The 22,287-nt window shown below is 57.7% G+C and carries 14 protein-coding genes and 2 pseudogenes; 12 read left to right on the plus strand and 4 right to left on the minus strand.

What is annotated here, in order from left to right:
• Window positions 1–5 precede the first annotated feature (5 nt).
• Both AC1VVK_RS10490 and AC1VVK_RS10495 read left to right on the plus strand, forming a co-directional pair.
• On the plus strand, window positions 6–1,850 hold the full coding sequence (locus tag AC1VVK_RS10490; RefSeq protein WP_482902927.1) for an HAD-IIIC family phosphatase: 1,845 nt from the start codon (window positions 6–8) through the stop codon (window positions 1,848–1,850).
• A gap of 56 nt (window positions 1,851–1,906) precedes the next feature.
• The gene (locus AC1VVK_RS10495) at window positions 1,907–2,791 is read left to right on the plus strand and encodes a class I SAM-dependent methyltransferase (protein WP_482902928.1); all 885 of its coding nucleotides are present in this window, start codon (window positions 1,907–1,909) and stop codon (window positions 2,789–2,791) included.
• A 15-nt stretch (window positions 2,792–2,806) separates the two neighbouring features.
• Here AC1VVK_RS10495 and AC1VVK_RS10500 read toward each other — a convergent pair whose 3' ends face one another.
• Window positions 2,807–3,688: a class I SAM-dependent methyltransferase gene (locus AC1VVK_RS10500; protein WP_482902929.1), complete on the minus strand. Its 882-nt coding sequence runs from the start codon at window positions 3,686–3,688 to the stop codon at window positions 2,807–2,809.
• 245 nt (window positions 3,689–3,933) lie between these two features.
• On the opposite strand from AC1VVK_RS10500, the gene AC1VVK_RS10505 reads away from it, so the two are divergent.
• Genes AC1VVK_RS10505 through AC1VVK_RS10520 form a run of 4 tightly spaced genes read left to right on the plus strand, consistent with a single transcriptional unit; the run spans window position 3,934 to window position 11,691 of the window.
• Window positions 3,934–8,232 carry a methyltransferase domain-containing protein gene (locus tag AC1VVK_RS10505; protein WP_482902930.1) on the plus strand — a complete coding sequence of 1,433 codons (4,299 nt, stop codon included), beginning with the start codon at window positions 3,934–3,936 and terminating at the stop codon, window positions 8,230–8,232.
• 20 nt (window positions 8,233–8,252) lie between these two features.
• Window positions 8,253–9,305, plus strand: a complete 1,053-nt coding sequence (locus tag AC1VVK_RS10510; protein ID WP_482902931.1) for a GHMP family kinase ATP-binding protein — start codon at window positions 8,253–8,255, stop codon at window positions 9,303–9,305.
• Window positions 9,302–10,528: an HAD-IIIA family hydrolase gene (locus AC1VVK_RS10515; protein ID WP_482902932.1), complete on the plus strand. Its 1,227-nt coding sequence runs from the start codon at window positions 9,302–9,304 to the stop codon at window positions 10,526–10,528. The genes AC1VVK_RS10510 and AC1VVK_RS10515 overlap by 4 nt, the downstream gene beginning before the upstream one ends.
• Window positions 10,525–11,691, plus strand: coding sequence for an AGE family epimerase/isomerase (locus AC1VVK_RS10520; RefSeq protein WP_482902933.1), 1,167 nt, complete (start codon window positions 10,525–10,527; stop codon window positions 11,689–11,691). Before AC1VVK_RS10515 ends, AC1VVK_RS10520 begins: the two co-directional genes overlap by 4 nt.
• 244 nt (window positions 11,692–11,935) lie before the next feature.
• On the opposite strand, the gene AC1VVK_RS10525 is transcribed toward AC1VVK_RS10520, so the two are convergent.
• Complete coding sequence (locus AC1VVK_RS10525) at window positions 11,936–13,354, minus strand: IS4 family transposase (protein ID WP_482902934.1); 1,419 nt, start codon at window positions 13,352–13,354, stop codon at window positions 11,936–11,938.
• Between the two features lie 276 nt (window positions 13,355–13,630).
• Here AC1VVK_RS10525 and istA point away from each other — a divergent pair, with 276 nt between their 5' ends.
• The 6 genes and pseudogenes from istA (at window position 13,631) to AC1VVK_RS10555 (ending at window position 19,360) form a co-directional block, all read left to right on the plus strand.
• On the plus strand, window positions 13,631–15,157 hold the full coding sequence (gene istA / locus AC1VVK_RS10530; RefSeq protein ID WP_482902935.1) for an IS21 family transposase: 1,527 nt from the start codon (window positions 13,631–13,633) through the stop codon (window positions 15,155–15,157).
• A gap of 10 nt (window positions 15,158–15,167) precedes the next feature.
• Window positions 15,168–15,907 (plus strand): annotated as a pseudogene (gene istB, locus AC1VVK_RS10535) (IS21-like element helper ATPase IstB).
• A 190-nt stretch (window positions 15,908–16,097) separates the two neighbouring features.
• Entirely contained in the window at window positions 16,098–17,669 is a 1,572-nt protein-coding gene (tnpC, locus tag AC1VVK_RS10540) for an IS66 family transposase (RefSeq protein WP_482905149.1), read from the plus strand.
• Window positions 17,669–17,866, plus strand: a complete 198-nt coding sequence (locus AC1VVK_RS10545; RefSeq protein ID WP_482902936.1) for a hypothetical protein — start codon at window positions 17,669–17,671, stop codon at window positions 17,864–17,866. The genes tnpC and AC1VVK_RS10545 overlap by 1 nt, the downstream gene beginning before the upstream one ends.
• Before the next feature lie 256 nt (window positions 17,867–18,122).
• Window positions 18,123–18,347 (plus strand): annotated as a pseudogene (locus AC1VVK_RS10550) (IS256 family transposase); the annotation flags it as partial.
• A 158-nt stretch (window positions 18,348–18,505) separates the two neighbouring features.
• Window positions 18,506–19,360: a class I SAM-dependent methyltransferase gene (locus AC1VVK_RS10555; protein WP_482902937.1), complete on the plus strand. Its 855-nt coding sequence runs from the start codon at window positions 18,506–18,508 to the stop codon at window positions 19,358–19,360.
• 321 nt (window positions 19,361–19,681) lie between these two features.
• On the opposite strand, the gene AC1VVK_RS10560 is transcribed toward AC1VVK_RS10555, so the two are convergent.
• The gene (locus tag AC1VVK_RS10560) at window positions 19,682–20,617 is read right to left on the minus strand and encodes a phytanoyl-CoA dioxygenase family protein (protein ID WP_482902938.1); all 936 of its coding nucleotides are present in this window, start codon (window positions 20,615–20,617) and stop codon (window positions 19,682–19,684) included.
• A 311-nt stretch (window positions 20,618–20,928) separates the two neighbouring features.
• Window positions 20,929–22,242, minus strand: coding sequence for a TylF/MycF/NovP-related O-methyltransferase (locus AC1VVK_RS10565; protein ID WP_482902939.1), 1,314 nt, complete (start codon window positions 22,240–22,242; stop codon window positions 20,929–20,931).
• Between the last annotated feature and the right edge of the window lie 45 nt (window positions 22,243–22,287).

Here is a 22,287-nt window from a genome sequence, read left to right on the forward strand (position 1 = left end):
GAATCATGATGAAGATGATCAAACGAGGCTTCCATCGCCTCCGGACCGCTCGTCCTTCTGCGCCGTCGGGCCCATTTTTACCTGCACTAGGGCCTGTGGACGATATCCACACATTCCGTACGCCGAGCGGCCTTGCCGTTTCGGCGCAGCAACCCTCTCGATGGCTAGTGATTGGCTCCTGCCTTTCATCTGGGTTTGCAAGTATCGTTGGCGGCCTCCCTGATGCGCCGGAAGGCGATTACATTGTGTTTAACAATGCGGCGCACCTACCGGCAACACCGCCGCGTCAGATTGGCGACTATGACCTGATATTCATCCAAATTCCGCTGCGTTCTGTGGTGCGCGACCTTGCTCACGCGCGGTTGGCCTATGACGATGTGGACGGGTTCAAAGCATTATTCGAGGAATCAAGCGCACGTCTTGCGATGATGTTTGAGGCGGCCACTCGCTACTCCCGGGAAAGCGGAATTTTGACCGTGGTCTCGACATTGGTCGCTCCGCAGATGTCATCGATCGGACGGGTGATGGGGGGGCGCGACCTACGCTGCTTCACCTGGTTCGTCGATAGGCTTAACGACAGTTTGTCCGACCTTGTGGCGGGCCTCGAAAACACCTTCTTGCTCGAACTCAAGCCAATCATCAGTACGTACGGCAGCAAATATTTTCAAGACGATTTCATATGGCAGCTTAACCATGCGGCAGCAGTGGGTGACAATGATTTTGCTGGCGACCAGGACCGACTTCATCCGGTAGTGCCAGTCAGCCAGGAAATGCCCTTGCGGGGCCCCGATTTCGTCATCGCCATGTGGCACGAGATCGCCGCAATCTGGCGGACGGTGAAGCGAATTGACGCGGTCAAGCTCGTTATCTTCGACCTTGATGACACGCTTTGGCGCGGGGTCGTCGCTGAACTCGATGAGCCTGATCCAATCTCGGTCGAGGGATGGCCACTTGGCATGGCCGAAGCCGCGCTCTACCTGAAGCAGCGAGGCGTCGTTATTGCGATAGCCAGCAAAAATGATGAAGAGCGCGTCCGCGCAATTTGGGGAAGCATGTGGCAGGGCCGCCTGCGGCTCGAGGATTTCGCGGTGCTGCGGATCAACTGGCGCAGCAAGGTCGAAAATATCACTGAAATTATCAATGAAATCAATGTATTGCCGGATTCAGTGGTTTTTGTGGATGACAACCCGGTGGAGCGCGAACAGGTCGCGAATGCCATCCCCGGCATTCGCACGCTGGGATCGAGCCTTTACGACGTGCGTCGCGTCCTCATGTGGAGCGCCGAGACACAGCCTTCGATGATGACTGCAGAATCGGCTCGGCGGGGCGAAATGATCCGGGCTCAAGGGGCGCGTGAAACTGCGCGTAGCCACGCGATCGATCGCGTGGCATTCCTTGCCTCACTAGCGATCCGGCAGGACTTTCATTCAATTGGCGGTGTCGAGGATCCGAAGTTCGAGCGCGTTTTCGAACTTCTTAACAAGACGAACCAGTTCAACACTACCGGCCGACGCTGGACGCGCGAGGAGCTTAAAACCGCGTTTGCACGGGGCATGAGCATCACTGCATTTGATGTGGAAGATAAGTTTACTCCATACGGTCTTGTCGGCATGGCTCTGGTCGAAAATGGCAAAATAATCCAGTTTGTAATGAGTTGCCGAGTGATTGGGCTAGATGTCGAACTTGCCTGCCTCGACCATCTCAAGGCCGGATGTGAACGCCTTGTGGGCCGTTATATCGAGACAGGAAAGAACTTCCTCTGCTCGGACTTGTTTGAGCGCACGGGCTTTACACGAACTGGTGACGAGTGGGTTTGGGAGAGAGAGCTGGCGGAAGCATGCCAAGCCTAACTGCGGCGGATTTCACACAAGAGAACTATTGCTCACACCTCAAGAATTAATTTCAAGTGCTGATGAGAAATTCAATTGAAAAAATCGTTATAGAAAGTCTTCCTATGCAGTGTTCTGTCTGCGGCGCAAACGCAAATTTGTGGATGAATGTGGATGGGCACGACTACAGTGAATGTGATGACTGTGGTTGCATTGCATTAAATGCGGAGGATATGGCGAAAGTCGATGCCGGAACATTTCCACGTCGATATGATCCCGACTATTGGGCTAGTGAATTAGGAGCGGCAAAAGACCGTTCATGGGGTAGTTCGCTATCGAGGTTTGCAGAGACGGTGCTTTTCTGCCGCAGGCCGATCAAGAAGTTTGTCGATATCGGGACGGGACCCGGGTACCTTCTCGAAGCTCTGGATACACATCTTCCAGGGTCGAGTTCCCTGTTTTACGGGGTGGAACTATTCCCCCCCGAGGACCACTGCGGACACCCCAACTACATCATGGGTGAACTTGGTGATGTACCTCATATGTTCGATGCAGGCTTGTGTGTCGAGGTATTCGAACACCTGACACCTAGCATGTTGGCCAGACTGGCACGATCGATGGCAGATCGCTCCAATCCAGAAGCGCTTTACTTGATAAATACGGGCCTGCCAAAGTTCGTTCGCAATGAAATGCCCAGCTATATTGATCCATTAGGTCGGGGGCATATTGTTTCATGGGGACTGCCGGCGATCCGCACGATTTTTGAGCCGCTGGGTTTCACGGTGTTCGAGTTGATGGGACGCGATTGGGCATTCGTTCTAGAATATCGGGGGAAGGAATCCCTGCCTCCAGAAGACAGAATCTGGACGGCACCGGAAGATAACCGAAAAATCCTCATGGACCCGGTCATGGGGAGTGTGTTTTACAGCCTCGCTATCGACGGCGCGCGGGCCTATAGATAGGCAGGCGCTCCTTGGCTACTTTTGGCAGCAGAAGACGAACGTGCCGCCGACATGCTCGTCGACCACGCCGTGCCTTAGGGAAATGACATAGCGCATGAAGGCGTTGGAAAAACCTGCGCTGCGGGCACGGTCGAGGATGTCCCAACCTGGCGTTTCAAACACCAGGACACCTTTGTCGTTCATCGGATCGCCGTGATATTCGGGTTCGAGCAGATGGACGAGGTTGCCGCTATCATCCAACATGGCGCGCTTCAGTGATGTGTCGCTGAAATAATTGAATGGCACGGTGCCCACGTGCCAACCGCCGTGACGTAAGACCCGGCAAATTTCGGCCAATGCCTCATCTACCGAGGGAACGTGTTCGAGAACCTCGTTCGTCGAAACGATGTCGAAAGAATCCGACTTGAGCGACAGGTTTTGCAAATCTTCAAAGGGGATGGGATACATCGCCTCGCGCTGTATTGGGTCAAGCGTGAACTCGGATCCGGTGAAGCGCGGATACACCCCTCGCATTCGCAGCGCGAACGGCGTAGTTGCTTCGGCCGCGTAGATCGCGGGGGAATAAAGCCTCTGCTCTTCGATAATCTGGTTGATTACCAACAGGACTGCCCGCACCCGTGAACAAACGCCACGATAGCTGAGACCCTCACGCAAAGCAGAGATGTTTTCAAGTTCGCTGTTGGCAATGTGCAAGGCTGTGAGTGGTTCGATGCATCCGTTTGTGACAATCGACGCAGCCCATTCACGGAATAAATCCTGGTTGCACAAGTCGCCGTGTAACTGTCGGAACGACAGCCAATCGGCAAGGCTGGAAATGTCTTCCATAACTTCCATTTGCATGGCGTCCCCGGCATGGTCGATTGATTTGTTTAGGCGTGGCCATTCCAGTTTCAACACCGATGTCTCCTGGGCAGGAATTCAAACACATGCTCGGTCAATCATCACGTACTCTGGCCGCATATTATGACACATGCAATAATTTGATCGTTCAAAAAGCGCTCCGCCAAATTTCTGTAAATTCTGTGAGGCACGAGCTTTACAGGCACGGTCTCGGCACTATGCAAAGGTGTTCCGATTGATGCCCGGCGGGAGGGTACTGGCCCATCGCGCTGCGGGGTTTGAACAAGACAGGCACGAAAAGAATGAACCGGGAACTGGAACGTTTTGACCCAGCTGAGCAGGCTGGCCGGATTTCGTACGAACACCTCCATCGGTACGCGCTTTGTCGCGAATACGTGGCAGGGATGCGAGTGCTCGATATGGGGTGTGGTACCGGATACGGTAGCGCAATCCTTTCCGGCGCTGCCGCGAGCGTCATCGGAGTTGATATCAGTGATGTGGCAATTCGCGCCGCCCGGAAGCGCTATGGAAGTGCGACGAATCTCGAATATCGGTGTGCGAACTGCTACGATATGCCCTTCGAGGACGGCAGCTTTGATGCCGTTGTTGCCAACGAAATCATCGAGCATGTTGAGGATCATGACGCATTTGTTGCCGAGGCGCGGCGCGTCCTCAAGTCTGACGGCCTGTTCCTTGTTTCGACGCCCAACAAACCGGTCTATAATCGCTACAAAGCCCCCAACGTCTACCATGTCTCGGAGATGGACGTCTTCGAGTTTCGCAGCCTCTTAAGCCGCTACTTTTCGAATATCCGTCTGACAGGAACCCGCATGGCGCTGGTTTCGACGAGTTTCGTACTGGACGGATTTGAGAAGCTAGGAAATTCGACCAACGCCACGGTGTTCCGAGGGATGACTTCGAAAGCGGTTGGCGAAGGCATTGCAAAGGATGAATTCCGTGTTAGCGATCCCGAATATGTCCTAGCGGTCTGCGCGCAGCGTGAATTCGACGCTCTGGAAAACCATTCCAGCCTGTTCTACTCGCGCGAGGATGACTTGTGGCTAGAGCACGAGCAGATCATGGGGTGGGCTTCGAGGCTTCACGAGGAAGATGAATTGCTGCGCGCCCATCTGCAAGGCGCGCGCGAGGATCTCGAAGCTAGGGTGGCAGAACGGGACGAAATACGGCGGGAGAGTCAGGCGCTGCAATCGCGATTGGATGATCTACGCAGCGCGTCCTCTGCGTCAACAGAGGCTCTAAACCAACATCGACTTGTCCTTGAACGGGAGGCCTCGCGACAGCTTGAGATCACTTCGCGGCTGCTTGGCAAAATTAGCGGCATTGCAGTGGCCAGCGACCCGGTGGCGGTAATCGAAGGGCTGTTCGAAATTCAAACGAAGTTCACCGTGCAGCAATCGCGGCTTGAAAAGTTGGACGAGGCCGAGCGCAGAGCTCAGGAACTGGCGGTCGAACTCGACGAGATACGTCAGACGCGAGCGACCGAGCTAGCGAGAGCCGACGAGACTATCCGGTCATTGCATGGAGTTATTGCAGAAGGCCGATCCGAGCTTGCCAGGGTGCAACAAGAGCTCCAGTTGGTTCAGAGCGATGACGCCGTTGCGGTGCAGCCGTTCGGGATTGCTGCTCCGCAGGGGGAAGGCAGCGGTTTCGGGCAGTTGCAGGCCCGACGGCAGCAATTCGTCACTTCTCACAGGATCATTCGCTCACAGCTAGCCGACGCGACGCGCGCTATGCAGGGGCGCATCCCTCAAGCACAAGCCCGGCAAAGGACATGGAAACATAAGCTGCTGGCCCTCCCTGCACCTCTTAATACGGTGCTTTTCGACAGGGAATGGGTTGCAAGGCAGTTGCCGGGCAAAGGCAGACTTTCGCTTCGAACATTTGTAGTCGATCCGCAATACAATCGGATCGATCCACATCCGCTGTTTTCCGCCGGTGAGTATCTGGACCGCTATCCCGACGTAGCGGCAGCGGGAATGTCGCCGCTTTTGCACTATGTGCTTCATGGCTGGCGCGAGGGCCGCGAGCCGCACCGTTATTTCGCCAACGACTGGTATCTACACAAGAACCCGGACGTGGTAGCCGAAGGAACGATCAGTCCGCTCGATCACTACCTGATCCATGGTTGGCGTGAAGGACGCTGGCCTAACCCAGTGTTCGATCCGCAAGGCTATCTGGACCGTTATCCCGACGTCGCGCAGGCAAATCTCGAGCCACTCACCCACTACATTATGTATGGGAAGGCGGAAGACCGTGAGCCTCTTGGTCGCTCGCTAGATCCGAATTGGCGACGTTTCGTGCCGTCTTCCCGACGTGCGATTACACCGATGGATTATCTGCTGCACGATCCTGTGGCTGAGGTTCCAGTCGATCCCGCTGCCCTGCAGCAGGCTGGCAGAGATCACAGAGACTGGCCGCCGGCCCCGCTGGGCAATTACTGGCCTCCACAGCGCCTGCGTGACTTCATCGTCGAGGGATATGGCGAGAAAGTGCTTGGTCTTTACTGGTACGCTCTTTCAGTAATGGAGTCGTTCAGCGCTTGTGCTGATGAGTTCGCGGCCTCGGATACATGTGCGCAGATCGTTTCGCGTCTGCGCTCGCTGTCGAAAAGCAGAGCAGCAGAAGCCAACACGGTGCCGGATGCCTCGGTCATCATTCCCGTCTACAACAACATACTAGACACGCTACTTTGCCTACTCACGGTACTGGAATCGGATGGCGAGTGCACGCTTGAAGTCATTATCGGGGACGACTGCTCAAGTGACGCCACGCAGCAGATCATCGGTGATATCGCCGGGGTGGGCGGTGCAGTTCGTTATATGCGCCACCCCTCGAACCTTGGTTTCCTTGGCAACTGCAACGCAGCGGCCGCTCAGGTGCGCGGACGACATGTCGTCCTACTAAACAATGATACGCTGGTCATGCCACGATGGCTCGACAACCTGCTCGCGCCGTTCAACGACGTCGAAGGCGTAGGCTTTTCCGGAGCCAAACTGATCAACTGGGATGGCACACTTCAGGAAGCGGGTGGCATCTTCTGGGAAGATGGTTCGGCATGGAACTTCGGTCGTGGGCAGGAAAACGCTCGTGCTCCTGAATTCACCTATATGCACGACGTGGACTACTGCTCAGGCGCGGCAATTGCGATCCCGGCGCATTTGTGGCGCAAGGTCGGTGGATTCGACCCATTGTTCCAACCCGCCTATTGTGAGGACGCCGATCTTGCTTTCCGTCTGCGGGCCGAGGGTTATCGTACCGTACTGGCAGCGAGTTGCGAGGTAATCCACCACGAAGGTCGCAGCCACGGTCGTGATCTATCGGCAGGGATCAAGGCCTATCAGGTTACGAACCAGCAGCGCCTGCTTGAACGCTGGCGCGACGTTTTGGCGCGCGAGAACTTCCCCAATGCGCGAAACGTCTTACGCGCACGCGACCGTTCGCGGAACAAGCGGCACGTCCTCATTGTGGATCACTACGTACCGCAGTGGGATCGCGATGCCGGATCGCGCACCATGCGCCAGTTTATGGATACGTTGGTTGACGATGGCTGGGCGGTCACCTTCTGGCCAGACAATCTATTCCGAGATCCAGACTATACACCGGCCCTGCAAGCCAGGGGCGTGGAGGTGATCTACGGCAAGCAGTTCGCCGGCGGATTTGCTCGGTTTCTTGAGGACCGAGAGGGGCTTTATGATGCGGTTCTGCTAAGCCGTCCGCACATCTCGGAACGGTATATCGACGATGTTCGCAGGCTTTCCTCGGCGCGGATCGCCTATTACGGTCATGATGTACATTTTCAGCGCATGATCGCACAGCGAGAAAAAGGCGATGAAACGGTCCCTCCAGCAGCGATTGAAGCGCAGCGTCGTCAAGAACTGGACATCTGTTCGCGCAGCGACACAGTCCTCTACCCAAGCCGCGAGGAGGCTGAACTGATAAGGGGCCTCGTTCCGGGGAATGTCAGGGTCATGTCGATTGCTGCCTACAGCTTTGCGAAAGCCAAGCTCGATTTGTCGCGCGCTTCGCTTGTGGCACGAAATGCTGATAGACCGGACGTCGCAACGCTGCTCTTCGTCGGCGGGTTCGCCCATACGCCCAATATCGACGGCATTCTGTGGTTTTGCGACAACGTCATGCCGTTGTTGCGGGAGACAGGACTTCGCTTCAGGCTTGTGATCGTCGGGTCCAATGCTGGAGCCGATGTCTGGTCGCTTGAGGCAGGCGATGTCGAGGTCCTTGGCTTTGTTACGGATGAGCACCTTGCGGAACTCTATCAAACGGCAGCCGTCGTCGTTGCGCCGTTGCGCTTCGGTGCGGGGGTGAAAGGCAAAGTGGTAGAAGCGATGGCTAATGGCGTTCCCGTGGCGACTACAACAATTGGTGCGCAGGGTCTGGAAAACGCAGATCGCTACCTTTTTGTTGGAGATACTCCGGAGGAGCTTGCCGATGCAGTGAAGTCTGCGCTCGACCCCGAAACGGGGCGAAAGCACGCTGCAAAGGCGCTCGATTATGTCGAGGACCATTATTCTGGTGCAGCCATTAGTTCGGCTCTACGCAAAGCATTCGCCGCTTCGGAATGATTCAAAGCCAAGAAGGGATTATGTCTCAGTCACTTCGCCATCCTAATGTGCGTGCCCGCGCGCCTCTTCGCCTCGGCCTTGGGGGCGGCGGCACCGACCTTGCGCCGTACTGCATCGACCATGGCGGTGTTGTTCTCAACGCCACGATAGACCGCTACGCCTACGCCCACCTCGCATTGCGGGATGACGATGCGATCGTTTTCAAGGCAGATGATCTTGCTCGAGAGGAAACGCTGCCTTGCATGATCGATTTCGATATATGCGATGGACTTCGCCTGCATCGCGCTGTCTATCGGCACATGATGGTCAGTTACAACGACGGTAAGGCCATCCCGCTGACCATCAGTACCACGATCGACGTGCCGGAAGGGTCAGGCCTTGGCGCGTCTTCCGCGCTGACCGTGGCGCTGATTGAAGCATTCGTTACAGCGATGGAACTGCCACTCGGACCTTACGAGATCGCGCGCCTCGCTTTCGATGTTGAGCGCGTGCAGTTGGGCATGGCGGGCGGCCAGCAAGATCAATATGCAGCTGCATTCGGTGGACTCAACTTCATCGAATTTCTGCAAGGCGGCACGGGCGTAATCGTCAACCCGCTACGGCTGAAGTACGATCACCTTTGTGAATTTGAGTCATCACTGGTCATTTGCTTCAGCGGCCAGTCCCGCGAGTCCGCCAGTATCATTAGCCAGCAGCTCGGTGGACTGAAGCAGCATGATCCAGGAGCAATCAGGGCGATGCACGAGATCAAGGAACATGCCTTCGCCATGAAGGGCCGTGTGCTGGCTGGTGACTTCAAGGGTATGGCGGACGTTCTGCGGCAGTCCTGGCTGGCGAAAAAGCGCACAGCTTCCTCAATTAGCAATTCCACGGTCGACCAGTTGCTAGAAACGGCAATGAATGCGGGCGCATGGGGAGGCAAGGTTTCTGGCGCGGGCGGCGGCGGATTTATCATGCTGCTGACAGATCCCGAGAAGCGTTTCGGCCTGATCCGTACGCTCAACGCCGCCGGTGGAAACGCAAGCGCGATCAAGATGACGTTCGAAGGCGCAGAAGCGTGGGTGGTGGAATGATCGTCCGACAGTGCGTGATCTTGCTGGGCGGGGCCGGAACCCGCCTGGGAGCACTTACCCGTGATACGCCCAAGCCGCTTCTGCCAGTGGGCGGGAAGCCCTTCGTTGATGTGTTGGTCGGTGAGGCGATAAGGCGTGGCTTTAGCGATATCGTGCTGCTCGCCGGGCATAACGCACATGTTGTGGACGATTACGCGCGGGGCCTTTGCCAGCGCCTTCCCGCAGGCGTTCGGCTCACTGTTTTGACAGAGCCGGAACCCTTGGGAACAGGGGGAGCATTGACCCATGCGCAAGACTTGCTTGCCGATCATTTCCTGCTCTTGAATGGCGATACTTGGTTCGATTTCAACTGGCTTGATCTTGCGGATCTTGCGGTGGAGGCTAGCGCGATCGCCGCACGGGAAGTGCTTGCTGCGGATCGTTATGAAAGCCTGCTCCTGGCGGGAGACATGGTCTCCGCAATTGTCCCGCGTGGTTTGGGCAGCAGTCCCGCGCTCATCAATGGCGGGGTCTACTGTTTGCGAAAGGCCGATCTCGCCGGGTTTTGCGGTAAGTTCTCGATAGAGGACGACTTGCTGCCGCACCTTGTGGCTCAAGGGCGGCTGCGCGCGCGACGTTATGAGGGCTTCTTCCTCGACATAGGCATTCCGGAGACTTTTGCTTCGGCCCAGGTGGACATCCCTCGCCAGCAACGTCGTCCGGCATTGTTCCTTGATCGTGACGGTGTGCTTAATCATGATCTCGGTTATGTCGGGTCATCCGAACGCTTCGACTGGGTTGATGGCGCGGTCAAGGCCGTCCGCCTCGCCAATGATCTGGGCTTCTATGTTTTCGTCGTCACCAATCAAGCTGGTGTTGCGCGCGGGTATTACGGAGAGGAAGACGTTATTGCCCTTCACCTTTGGATCTCGGCGCAACTACGCGAGGCCGGGGCCTGGATCGATGATTTTCGCTATTGTCCACATCATCCGGAAGGGGTTGTCGAAGCCTATCGTGGAACCCATGCTTGGCGAAAGCCAGAGCCGGGGATGCTGCTCGACCTAATGGACACTTGGCCGGTGCTCCGTGAGAACAGCGTGCTTGTCGGTGATCAGCAGAGCGATGTTGATGCTGCTGGAGCTGCCGGCATTCGTGCTGCACGCTTCACTGGCGGCAACCTTCTTGATTTCGTCATTCCGTTGCTCACTGATACCGCTCTGGGAAAGAATCGACTGGCGCAATGACCGGCCCGCAGGAAAAGAACGTGATGATGATCAACCCGGAAGCTGCCGTTTTCGAGGCGCGGCAACGGGCGCGGGCGTGGTTTCTCGATTCGGCGGCACCGCTTTGGGCAAGGCGTGGGCGCACGGCGTCAGGTCTGTTTGCGGAACGCATGTCGCTCTCTGGTGAGCCTGATTCCTCCTACTTCCGCACATTCGTTCAGGCGCGACACATCTATTCCTTCATCACCGCAGGCAAGCTAGGCTGGACCGGGCCGTGGCGGGATATCGTCGCAGAAACTATCGACGTGCTGGTATCTAAAGCTCGCCGTGCAGATGGATTCTATGTTCACCGGCTCGATGTTGAGGGCGCCCATCTTGATCTACGCGCCGACCTCTATGATCAGGCGTTTGTGCTTTTTGCGCTTGCTACTGCAGGCGATGCACTCGGCCGCATCGATTTGTATGATCGTGCTGAGGACCTGCTCGACCGGATCGAGACAAAATGGCGCCACCCAGCAGGTGGCTTCCGAGAAGGTGAGATCGTCGACGCCAGAGTCCGGCGACAGAATCCCCACATGCATCTGCTGGAAGCTTTCCTTGCTCTTCACGAAGCCAGCGGACGTGAGCGCTTTCGGACCGCGGCACTCGATATCGCAAGCCTTGCGGCAACGCGTTTCATCGACCCGGATACCGGGGCGTTGCTAGAATATTTTACTGACGACCTTGAGCCAGCCGCAGGTGTCGAGGGGCGAATAGTCGAGCCTGGCCATTGTTTCGAATGGGCGTGGTTATTTGAACGTCTTGCACAGTCGGGATGGCAGGACGGCGCGCGCGTCGCTGACAGGCTCACAGCTTTCGCACGGCAACATGGCATTGATGGGCTCCGCAGGGTAGCAATCAATGAAGTCTTGCTCAACGGAAGCGTACACGATTCCCGGGCCCGCCTTTGGCCACAGACTGAAAGGATCAAGGCTGCGGCAACGCGGTTACGCCGACTGGGTACTGCTTGCGAAAGACAAGAACTGGCAGCCGCTGCGTTGGGATTGGAACGCTATTTTGATGTTGCGGTACCGGGGTTGTGGCGGGACAAGCTTGCTGCCGACGAAACATGGATTGAGGAGTTTGCACCGGGAAGCTCGCTCTATCATATCGCGTGCGCATACTGTGAACTGCTGACCGATTGAGAGCAGGTGTTTCTGTTTCTGGTTCTGATTGGATCGCGAGGTTTGCGATTAATTTAGCTTGAATCGCCCTCGGGTTACCGCGGACGCGTTGACGAAATTTCATAACCTCCTGACCGACGCCCTCGTCATGAGAGCGGTCGATGGGGCATGATCTGGAAATCATCTCCGAGACTTTGCACTGCTACTACCGCCATGCCCTCAGGAGCCAGGCGCGCACGTTGAAAGTAACCATCCGATTGAGCTTTCAATTACCCACAAGTGGTTCGGCGGCGAGCTCGACCCCAAGTTGGATGTCCATGAGTCGGGTCCAACCTCGCCACATGATCATGTTGCCGGGCGGCGGATCATGTCGTCGACCGAGATAGCCGCCCAAGCGCGCGATCTCAGTCAGGTACGATGAAATCGGCGGCGCGGTTGCAGTCATTCTCCCGGCGCGGGCGGCAATTCGGTCAATGATCTCGATTTCGGTGGCTGTCAGTGCGGACCCGGGATCATCATTGGGGTGCGCTCTGTTCAGCATCGTGAGCCAGAAGATTCGCCAGCCCAGAATGCAGAATATGGCTATCAGGTTGACCAGTCGCTCGGCTGCGCGCAGCTTGAGTTTCTCGGCGTTGAAGCCTGACTTGAGGATCTTGAAGAACAGCTCGATCTTCCATCTCATCGAGTACCAGGCCATTTTCTCGATCGCCTCCGCGGCCGTTCCGACAGGAAGATCGGTGAGCAGCTTCCAGTCGATCGGTTTGCGCCCTTCGGGAGGGTCGACTTCCACGGCGTGGATCACGGTCAAGCTGAGTGGTGGGTAGCGCCGCGCTTTGCCAATGGGCGGCAGAACGCCGATGCGCTTGTACTTCAGGGCCAGTTTCACGCGGCTACCGTCGGCGATCTCGAACTGGTGATGTCCCTCGACAGCGACCTCGGCCATCTCGGCCGACACGGTGTGCTTGCCGTCGCCGGCCAGACGATCAACGCAAGTGCGGACGACAAAGTGGGTCCCGAGCTCCTGCGTCGCGCAGTAGAATTCATAGATGTCGTTCTCGCGATCGCCGACGTGAACGATGCGGGCGGGATCCCCTCCGAGCAATGCCGTCGAGCCGCGCATATTCTCGAGCCAGCGAATGCTTTCTTTTGTCTCGATCGGCACGCGGGTCTGGTTGACCTTGCGTTTGAGCGCCAGCAGCCCTTTGAATTGTGCACGGCTCCAGAAGCGGGCAGCTGTCAAGCCGAGGGGAAGCCCTTCAAGCGTGATGGCCAGACTGGCATGCATCATCACGCCGCACAGCTTGTGCTGGCGCCAGCGGCCTTCCTTGTCGCGCCCGCTGTTCACATGCTTGGTGTAGCCGATGCTGTCTGGTGCTGATCGCTGGTAGACGAATTCTGTGGTGTCCTGCAGCACAAGCAGGGTGCCATCGCAGATGGCTGCACGACGCGCTGTCGCTTGGAAATGGCCAGCCAGAATGTGCTCTTCGGTGACCGAGCTGTTCGACAAGAAGCGGTACGCCGCTTTGGTGTTTGCCCAGTCTTCACACGCCAACGGCTGACCTGTTGCGCTGTCCAAGCAGCACATCAGTTTGCGCAGCCGATTACCAAGCCGAGCATCGCCGAACCTGGTGTTGTCTATTTCTCCGTCGATCCAGGTCTCACCTTCATCTCCGTCGTTCGCCATGGCACGCACCCCGCAGGTTCCGTGCCTGAGCAGGAATCACAGCCGAGTCAGAGGCTTCAACCGTAATGCGCTTGCGGATTCCGGGGTTATCGCGCGCACCATTCCGAATTGATGGCGCGCAGGATTCCGAGGTGATCGCGCGCAGCGTTCCGAGAATTATCCGCGCAGCATTCCGAGATGATCGCGCGCAGTTTGGGATGACGTGAAGCCTGATCGTTGGGACCAATTCACTGGCTGAGCAGCCAGGAGGATTGGATGCCGACGAGGAGGATTGCGATGCGCCATGTGCGCGAGATATTGAGACTGAGCCTGGACGCCAAGCTCTCGACCCGAGCTGTAGCAGAGCATGTCCGGACGGGGGCGACCACGGTACGCGACACGCTCAGGCGGTTTGATCAATCCGGGTTATCCTGGCCATTGCCACCCGAGATTGGCGATGCGGATCTGGAGGAACGGCTCTACGGCGTACCCGGCGTCAAACCCGGGCGGCGTAAGCTCCCGGAGCCGGACTGGCCGGTGGTAGCGCGCGAACTGAAGCGCAAGCACGTGACACTGCAAGTGCTTTGGGAGGAGTACCAGGCCGAGCATCCGGACGGGTATCGATACTCGAGATTTTGCGATCTGTTCAGACGCTGGGAAGGCCGCCTGCCGCTGGTCATGAGCCAGAACCATGCCGGCGGCGAGAAGCTGTTCCTCGACTACGCTGGCGACACGGTGCCGGTCGTGGTGGACCGCAGGACCGGAGAAGTCCGCGGTGCCCACATCTTCGTCGCCGTGATGGGCGGATCGAGCCTGTCGTTCGCCCTGGCAACGTGGACCGAGCAGTTCCCCAACTGGATCGCGGGCAACAATGCCGCCTTCGCCTTCTTCCGCGGCGTTCCCCAATTGCTGGTGCCCGACAATGCCAAGGTGGCGGTGATCAAGGCCTGTCACTTCGATCCTCAGGTGAACCGCAGTTACACCGACATGGCCCGGCATTACGGTACGGCGATCCTGCCGACGCGGCCGCGCAAGCCGCGGGACAAGGCCAAGGTCGAAGCCTGCGTCGGTATCGTCGAGCGCTGGTTGCTTGGCCGCTTGCGCAACCGGATCTTTTACAGCCTCGCCGAGGTCAACGCGGCGATCGCCGAATGCCTTGCCGATCTCAATGATCGGCGCGTGCTGCGCCAGTTCGGCAAGACGCGCCGCCAGCTGTTCGACGAAGTCGATGTTCCAAACCTCAAGCCGCTGCCGGCAGAGCCGTGGGTTCACGCCGAATGGCGACGCTGCCGCGTCGGGCTCGATTATCATATCGCGATCGAGCGGCATCATTACTCCGTCCCGCACCGCTTCGCGCGCCGCGAGGTCGAAGCCCGCTTCACTGCCAGCACGGTCGAAATCTTCCTGGGAGGCGAGCGTATCGCCGTGCACATGCGCGGCAGCGGGAATGGCCGGCACACCACCGTCCCCGAGCACATGCCCTCCAGCCATCGCCGCTACGGCGAATGGACGCCGGCGAAGATCCGCGAAGAGGCAAGCCGGATCGGGCCAATGCTGTCCTTGCTGGTGGAGAAGGTCATCGAGGCAAAGCCCCATCCGGAACAGGGCTACCGGTCCTGCCTGGGCATTATCGGGCTCGAGAGGCGCTTCGGTGCCCAGCGGCCTGAGGCCGCGGCGCTGCGCGCGCTGGAAATCCAGGCGCGCAATTATCCGTCGGTCAAATCGATCCTCGAGAAGGGGCTCGACCAGGTGCCCGTTCCCCAATCCCCCGAGCAAGAGCCGATCATCCACTCCAACATCCGCGGCTCAAGCTACTACAACTGAAGGAGCAAGAATGCTGAAGCATCCCACTCTGGACCTTCTGGGCCAACTCGGCCTCGCGGCATGGCCAAGGCCTTCGCCGAGATGGAAAGCAACGATGACGCAGCCAGTCTCAGCCACGCAGAATGGCTGGCGCTGCTGCTCGACCATGAGGCCACCTACCGAAATGACAGACGCCTCGCTCTGCGCCTGCGACATGCCAAGCTGCGGCACCGCGCCGTGCCCGAGGATGTTGATTATCGAACGCGGCGCAGCCTTGACCGCCGGCTCTTCGAAACGCTGCTCGCCGGAGAATGGATCTCCAGGCACGAGAACTTGGCCATTATCGGCCCGACCGGCATCGGGAAAAGTTGGTTGGCCTGTGCGATCGGCCACAAGGCTTGCCGCGATAACCGTTCGGTTCTCTACACCCGGTTGCCGCGGCTGATCGACGAACTCACCCTGGCCAAGGGTGACGGCCGTATCGCTGCTCGCATGAAAAGCCTTGCCAGGGTCGATCTGCTGATCCTGGACGATTGGGGTCTTCAGCCGCTCGACGGCAACGCCCGGCACCATCTGCTCGAAATCCTCGAAGACCGCTACGGTCAGCGCTCCACGCTGGTCACCAGCCAGCTTCCGGTGGCCCGCTGGCATCAGACCATAAACGATCCGACCTACGCCGATGCGATCCTGGACCGCCTCGTTCACAATGCACATCGGCTCGAACTCGAGGGGGAATCCATGCGTCGACCTGCAGCCGCCGCCCCGGCTTGACCAAGCCGCCAACATAGGTGACATCCACAACCAACGATCAGGCGCTTCAACTGCGCGCCATCAGATCGGAACGCTGCGCGGCATCAAATCGGAATGCCTGCGCGCGATGGTCGGAATCCGCATGCGCTCACGGGAATCACGCGTGCGACCACTTGTGGGTAATTGAAAGCTTCACCGGACGGCTACTTCGCTGAAGGCGATAATCGCCGACTTGCAGGCGGAAAACGCGAAGCTGGCGGCAACGGTACGTGCACATGATCTGGTGGTTCAGGCACTGCGTCTGCGCATTGCAAAACTTAAGAAACAGGCCTTCGGCAAATCCTCGGAAAAAATCGAACGCGAGATCGAGCAGCTGGAATTGGCGCTAGAGGACATTCTGGTCGCCGCGGCACAAACCGTCGCTTTGCCGAGCGATGTCGAAGAGGATGAGACCACTGCGCATGTAGACAGCGCACGGGCCATGGCCCGGCGTCCGCGCGTTGCGTCCGACACGCCGCGCGAGCGAAAAGAACTCGACCCGGGCAGCGCCTGTCCCGATTGCGGGGGCGAGTTACGCCTCGTCGGCGAGGACATGAGCGAAATCCTCGAGATGATCACAGCCAGGCTGAAGGTGATCGAGGTAGCGCGGCCGAAGAAGTCCTGCCGCTGCTGTGAGATAATGGTGCAGGTGCCGGCTCCGAGCCGTCCGATCCCCGGCAGCATGGCCGGAAGCAGCCTGCTTGCCTACGTGCTCGTCTCAAAGTTCGACGATCACTTGCCGCTGTACCGCCAGAACGAAATCCTTGCCCGCATGGGCGCTGACATTCCCCGCAGCACGCTGGCTGACTGGTGCGGCAAGGCCATGCGAACCCTGCAGCCTCTGGTCGAGCGTATTGAGGCCTCGGTCCTGGCCAGCGTCATTATCCATGCCGATGACACGCCGATCCAGGTGCTGGATCACACAAGGCGGGCCAAGGGGCTCGGTAAGGGCGTGAAGCAAGGCAGGATCTGGGGTTATGTCTGCGATCAGCGTCCGTGGAACGGGCCGGCACCGCCAGGTGTAGTTTATCGCTTTGCCCCCAACTGGAAGGCGGAGCACGTGCAAAACCACCTTGGCAGTGCGAGCGGCATTCTCCAGGCCGACGCTTACAAGGGGTATGCGAAGCTGTACGAGCCCGGCGCGGATGGCAAACCGCGCTTCCGGGAAGCTGCTTGCTTCGCCCATTGGCGGCGTGACTTCCACGACATCTGGAAAGCGAACAGATCACCGATAGCGCGAGAGGCCCTCGATCGTATCGGCCAGTTGTACGACATCGAACGTGAAATCGCCGGTAAACCTGCCGATGTTCGGCGTGCCGTCCGCCTGGAGCATAGCAAACCCAAACTCGAGGCGTTGCGCGCCTGGGCCGAGCAGCAACTTACCTGCATCCCCGTCAAGGGCGACTTGGCCAGCGCTATTCGTTACGGCTTGGGTCGCTGGCAAACCTTCTCATTGTTTACCGAGGATGGGCGCGTCGCCATCGATAACAATGCCGCTGAGCGAGCCGTGAGACCTATCGGTCTCGGAAGACGCAACTGGCTCTTCGCGGGCTCCGAAGCAGGCGCTGAAACCCTTGCGCGGGCCATGACGCTTATTGAAAGTGCCAAGATGAACGGTCTCGATCCGCAGGCTTATCTCGCCGACGTGCTCGGCCGTATCCATGATCATAAGATCAACCGGATCGAGGAATTACTGCCTTGGAAATGGGTGCCGATGAGTGCGCCGCAGGCCCTCGCAGCCTGATGGCCACGATCACTCACGTGCGCACTCTGGCCTATGCTGCCAAAATGCTCGGTGAGAACGTGGAGTTGTTGGAAGCCATCGTCTGGAACGGCGACAATCTGACGTACGGCGCCATCATCAGCGTTTACACCGGCCCGGACGAGACCATTACGGCGCTAACCGACGAAGGCATCGACGAACTGTCAGATATGCTTTGAGAAGCACGCCGCACCACCCAGACCTGGCGCGGCTTTCTCGATGACTTCGTTGACGATCCCGAACTCGCCGCTCGCCTAAAGGCCCAACCACCACGGTAACAATCGGACGGTTACCGTTGAAATCGACCATGCATGGCAGATCCTCCCAATGATGCGCGAGGAGCTTACCTCAGCAGCAGCAAATGTGAGTCAGAGCCAGTTCTCGATGAAAATCCCGGGTCAGTTCTCGGTGAAACTCAACAGAGCAGCACAATAAATCAGGAATTCAGTATCTTCGATACCAAATGAGATTCTTGATCAGGTGTTGGCGGGTACTGACGTGGCAGCCGCGCACAGTCAGGGCGGCTTGCTGGCTTCCCTGAAGAGAGCTTTTGCCGAACGGACGTTCAACGCGGAGATGGATCACCATCTTGGCAATGAGGATCAAGGGAATTCCAGCCGGAACGGCTATGGCCGCAAGACGGTGACGATCGACAGTGGTTAGATCGAGATCGAAGTGCCGCGCGATCGGGGCGGCAGTTTTGATCCGCATACGACGTACGCCGAAAATTATTTGCAAGATCTATCTGCCTACGACACCATGAGATTTGATCCTTTTGGCGGAGGTGAATTATGTTTCGAAGCGAGAGAAATCTTGACTTGCTTGGAGTTTCGGCCGGAACCGATAAGTCTAGGCTCCGCAATGATTATCTTCGTCACTATGAACCGTTTTTGCATAAATACCGCGACCAACAAATCACAGTTCTTGAAATTGGCGTCCACACCGGAGCCTCTCTCGACATGTGGGAGGCGTATTTCCCCAATGCTCAAATTGTCGCGATCGACATTAGTGAGGAGGTACTGAAATACGCGAATGGGCGGTCCAAGGTCCATATCGGTTCGCAGGCGGACGGGGAGTTCCTCGCGCAGATCGGAGAGGAATATCGGCCTGATATCATTATCGATGATGGTTCGCACATCCCAGATCACCAGATATTCAGCTTCGAACATCTCATTCGCTACGTGAAGCCGAATGGGCTCTACATCGTGGAGGACGTGCCAATCGGCAAGGCTGAAGGGTATTTTTCGGATTTGGTGCCCGAAGTGTTCCGGAACGCGCGGCCTCATGGGATCACCACCGTTTCCGCTATTCCACAGGCATTCCTTTTCACGAAGGCACCTGTCGACGAGTTCGATGACGATTATGCGACCCTAGAGCGAATCGCGCGCGGCTCGCGGCTCAAGGCTGAAAGCCTGTTTTTCCTCGCTGAATACATGCAGAACCGAGGAAGGCCAGCCACAGAAGTCCTCCGTCTCGCGGAGGAAGCTTCGGATCTAGAGCCCTACAACCAATGGATGCATTATTTTATAAGTGGGGTGTGCCATTTATCCGGCGACGCAGGCGGCGCGAGAAACCGTGCGCAACTCGCGGTAGACTGGGCAAAAAAGATATCGGGCGTCGTCGCTTTGCCGATTCAGGAGCATTACGATCGTGTTCAGAATGCTGACCAGTAGCGCAACACATGGCCGTTTCCCCAAACCTTCCATGTTCTTGTGATGCCGGGTGGCCGGATCAATGAACGGATCCGGTCTCGCCTCTTCCGTCGGGTATGGCGGGAATCCGCAGCCAAGGCCACCTTCCCTTTAAATGCCGAGCTGTGATTCCGGCGCGGTGGTTTGCTCACCTTTACTCCTGTCACGCAGCCGTACCGGCCGCCGTCAGGCAGATCATCCACTTATCTCGCTGTCCAGTTTTTCCAGGTCACCTTCTGCCCCTCGATCACGTTGCAATTAACACTGGCTGCTGGACCTGACCGAAAACCTTCAAAGTCAAGCTTATGGTGTTTTCATTCTGAGCGCTCGCATCACTCGTCCTGGCAAGGACTGGCGTCGCTTACGCTCGGAAGGTGGTGGCATAACCAATTCACCCAGATAGGTATTGGGACGGGGTTCTCCGTCACTGATAGATACGAGTTCGCGCAATTGCAGGCGGCCGAGCGTTTCATCGGAAAAAGCGGGGGTGTAGTAAATGCAATCGTCGAAATAGTAGTGCGTGACTTGCGACCAGCGGGTGAGCTTGGGGTCGCTCTGATGGCTACCGCCGTGCAGTAGGTTTGCGCACCAGATCAGGGCCTGCCCTTTGCGCGCGATGAAGCGTTCCGGCTGCACGTTATAGGCAGAACAAAGTGCGTCCCAGGCCGGGCCATAGGGATCCTGCGCTGAGGCAAGATTGCCGCCGTAGCCGCGTCGGCCGATCAATCCATTGGTCATGATCGGCCAGCGATGGGAACCGGGCAGATAGAACAGCGGTCCGGCTTCCGGACCAATGTCTTCCATTGCTAACCAAACTCCACACATGAACCGCTCGGGCAAGCTAGAGAAATGCACAGAATCCGAATGCGCCGCCTGTTCGGTGCCGACCGGAAAGTTCAGCGTCTGGAACGGAAAAGCTCGGCGGCCGTAGAGCTTTGACAGGAGATCCAAAACCGCTTCGTTGGCGGCAATGGCTCGTACGTCTTCGTCGAAGGTCCAGGCGTCTTGAACGCGGCGTCCCCCAGCATTCTTGATGCCTTCCGGACTGTCAAAGTCGACCCCGTAGTGCGGCGAGAGATTAGCCCTGATCCGGTCAATCCGGGCTTCGACTTCTATGTCCGGAAAGTCGAGGACAGCATAACCGCGCTCATGCAGGTCATTGGCGATCCGCAGCTCCTCCGACGTCAGGCCCATTTCGGCCTTCATCGTCGAGAACAGCGGAGATTCGATCAGCGGCATGCCGGGGAGGAGATTTGTAGTCACAGCAGCTTGGTATAACGATGTGTTCGGCCGTGCAATCTCGTCGTTGTTACCGAGGAATGTCCGGGCGTAAAATTGGGATAGCGCCATTGGATTATAATGGGCCTCACATTGGCGCCGTTCAGCAATCCAATAGCTCCTTCATTGTTAAATTCTCTTTCGATATTTACCGGATGATTTTTCTCAGATAACGACAGTGATATTCAGAGTATGTTATCGAAAACGAGACCTTGTAGCCTGACATGAAGGAAAGGGGCGCTTGTCCTTTCCTTTTAGTGCCCAGCATATCATCAGAGAGCTTTGGCAAAATCCATCAAAACTTTACTATCTATCACCGGCATTCCGCCTAACCGCGACCAAAAGGCGCCAGTAAAGCCAGCGACGAATCGCCCGGTTAGCGGTCGACCGAGTTCTTCGCTCCGCGCCATTACGGGTGGGACGGGATTATCGGGGCTGGGAGTGGTAATGATCTCGCCGTTCTGGAACATCGTGGCGTTACATTCGTGACTGAACAAGGTGCCGCGTGGATCGAGCCGGTCGATAGCGGATACGAGATCACCCGCGGAGGATTCAAGATCTACGTCCATCCACAGGCACAGGAGCGGCGGTGGTGTAAAATCGCGAAGACTGTCCGCGAAGAAGCCTTTGTGGAAAGTTACCGCGTCCAACGCGCCGAAGCGGCCAACATGATCGCGCACTTCATCAAGACTGCCAGCATATTGACCCGCCTCGTAACCTGAATCGGGCGATGGGGGCAGGCCCTCGAAGGAATCGAATACGTGCATTTGCAGGCCCAAAAGCGCGCAGGCCTGGCTCAGCATTGCAGTGCTGTACCCCTTAAAGCATCCGAACTCCGCGAAATCGCCCTCCACTCCGGACGCTTTCAACACATAGAGCTGGTGAATGATCGCGAAGAGCTCGTTGATGGAGTTCGGCTTACAATGGAAGTCTGCCGATCCGGCCGCGGCCTTGGTGTTAGTTGCGGGGAAATGGCGTGCCACAAAACGGCAGTGAGCCAACATAGTAACCAAATAGCGGGCGTAGTCGGCAATGATCGGCATTGCATTAAGGTCCGGCGTGCGCATTAGTGTGAGCAGCCGGCCAACAAAGTGTCGTTGGCCTTGCACGGTATCGAGGTTTGCGCAGGCTTCTGGCCAACGCGTTGCAACAGCATCGATCACGCGGGGTGGGAAGGGGCCAGCAATGTTGCTCGGCGGAGCCTCCTTCAACGCAAGCACAGCTTCGGCTCCGGCCATCGATAGCGTTGCGAGGGTCGCCCTTGGCCGCCAGCCTTGCCCGGATCGGGCAACGATGTGCAGTTCGCCCAGAAAATCACCCTCGACTGCCTCGCGTGGCAGGTCGAAAGCAAAACCGCTGGTCTCGGCGCCGATTAGGTGCGGATGCGCGTTGGCAACGTCACGGCGCAGGATAGAAGGTTTGCCGAGGGAAATGCGCTGGTCGTCCAGCCAAGCCTCAACATGCACGCCTCCGCGTCCTGCCGCCCATCCGGCAACGCGGCCACCTGCTAATACGTCGATCGCGCCAACGGGGCCTAGCTTGCGATTAGCCCAAATAAAAAGCGGAACCCGGCGTTTGTTATCCATCTGCATTCCTGCCCTATTGTTGCGTCAACCCTTGATGGCAAGCGC

The organism is Novosphingobium sp. BL-S-32 (assembly GCF_056857055.1).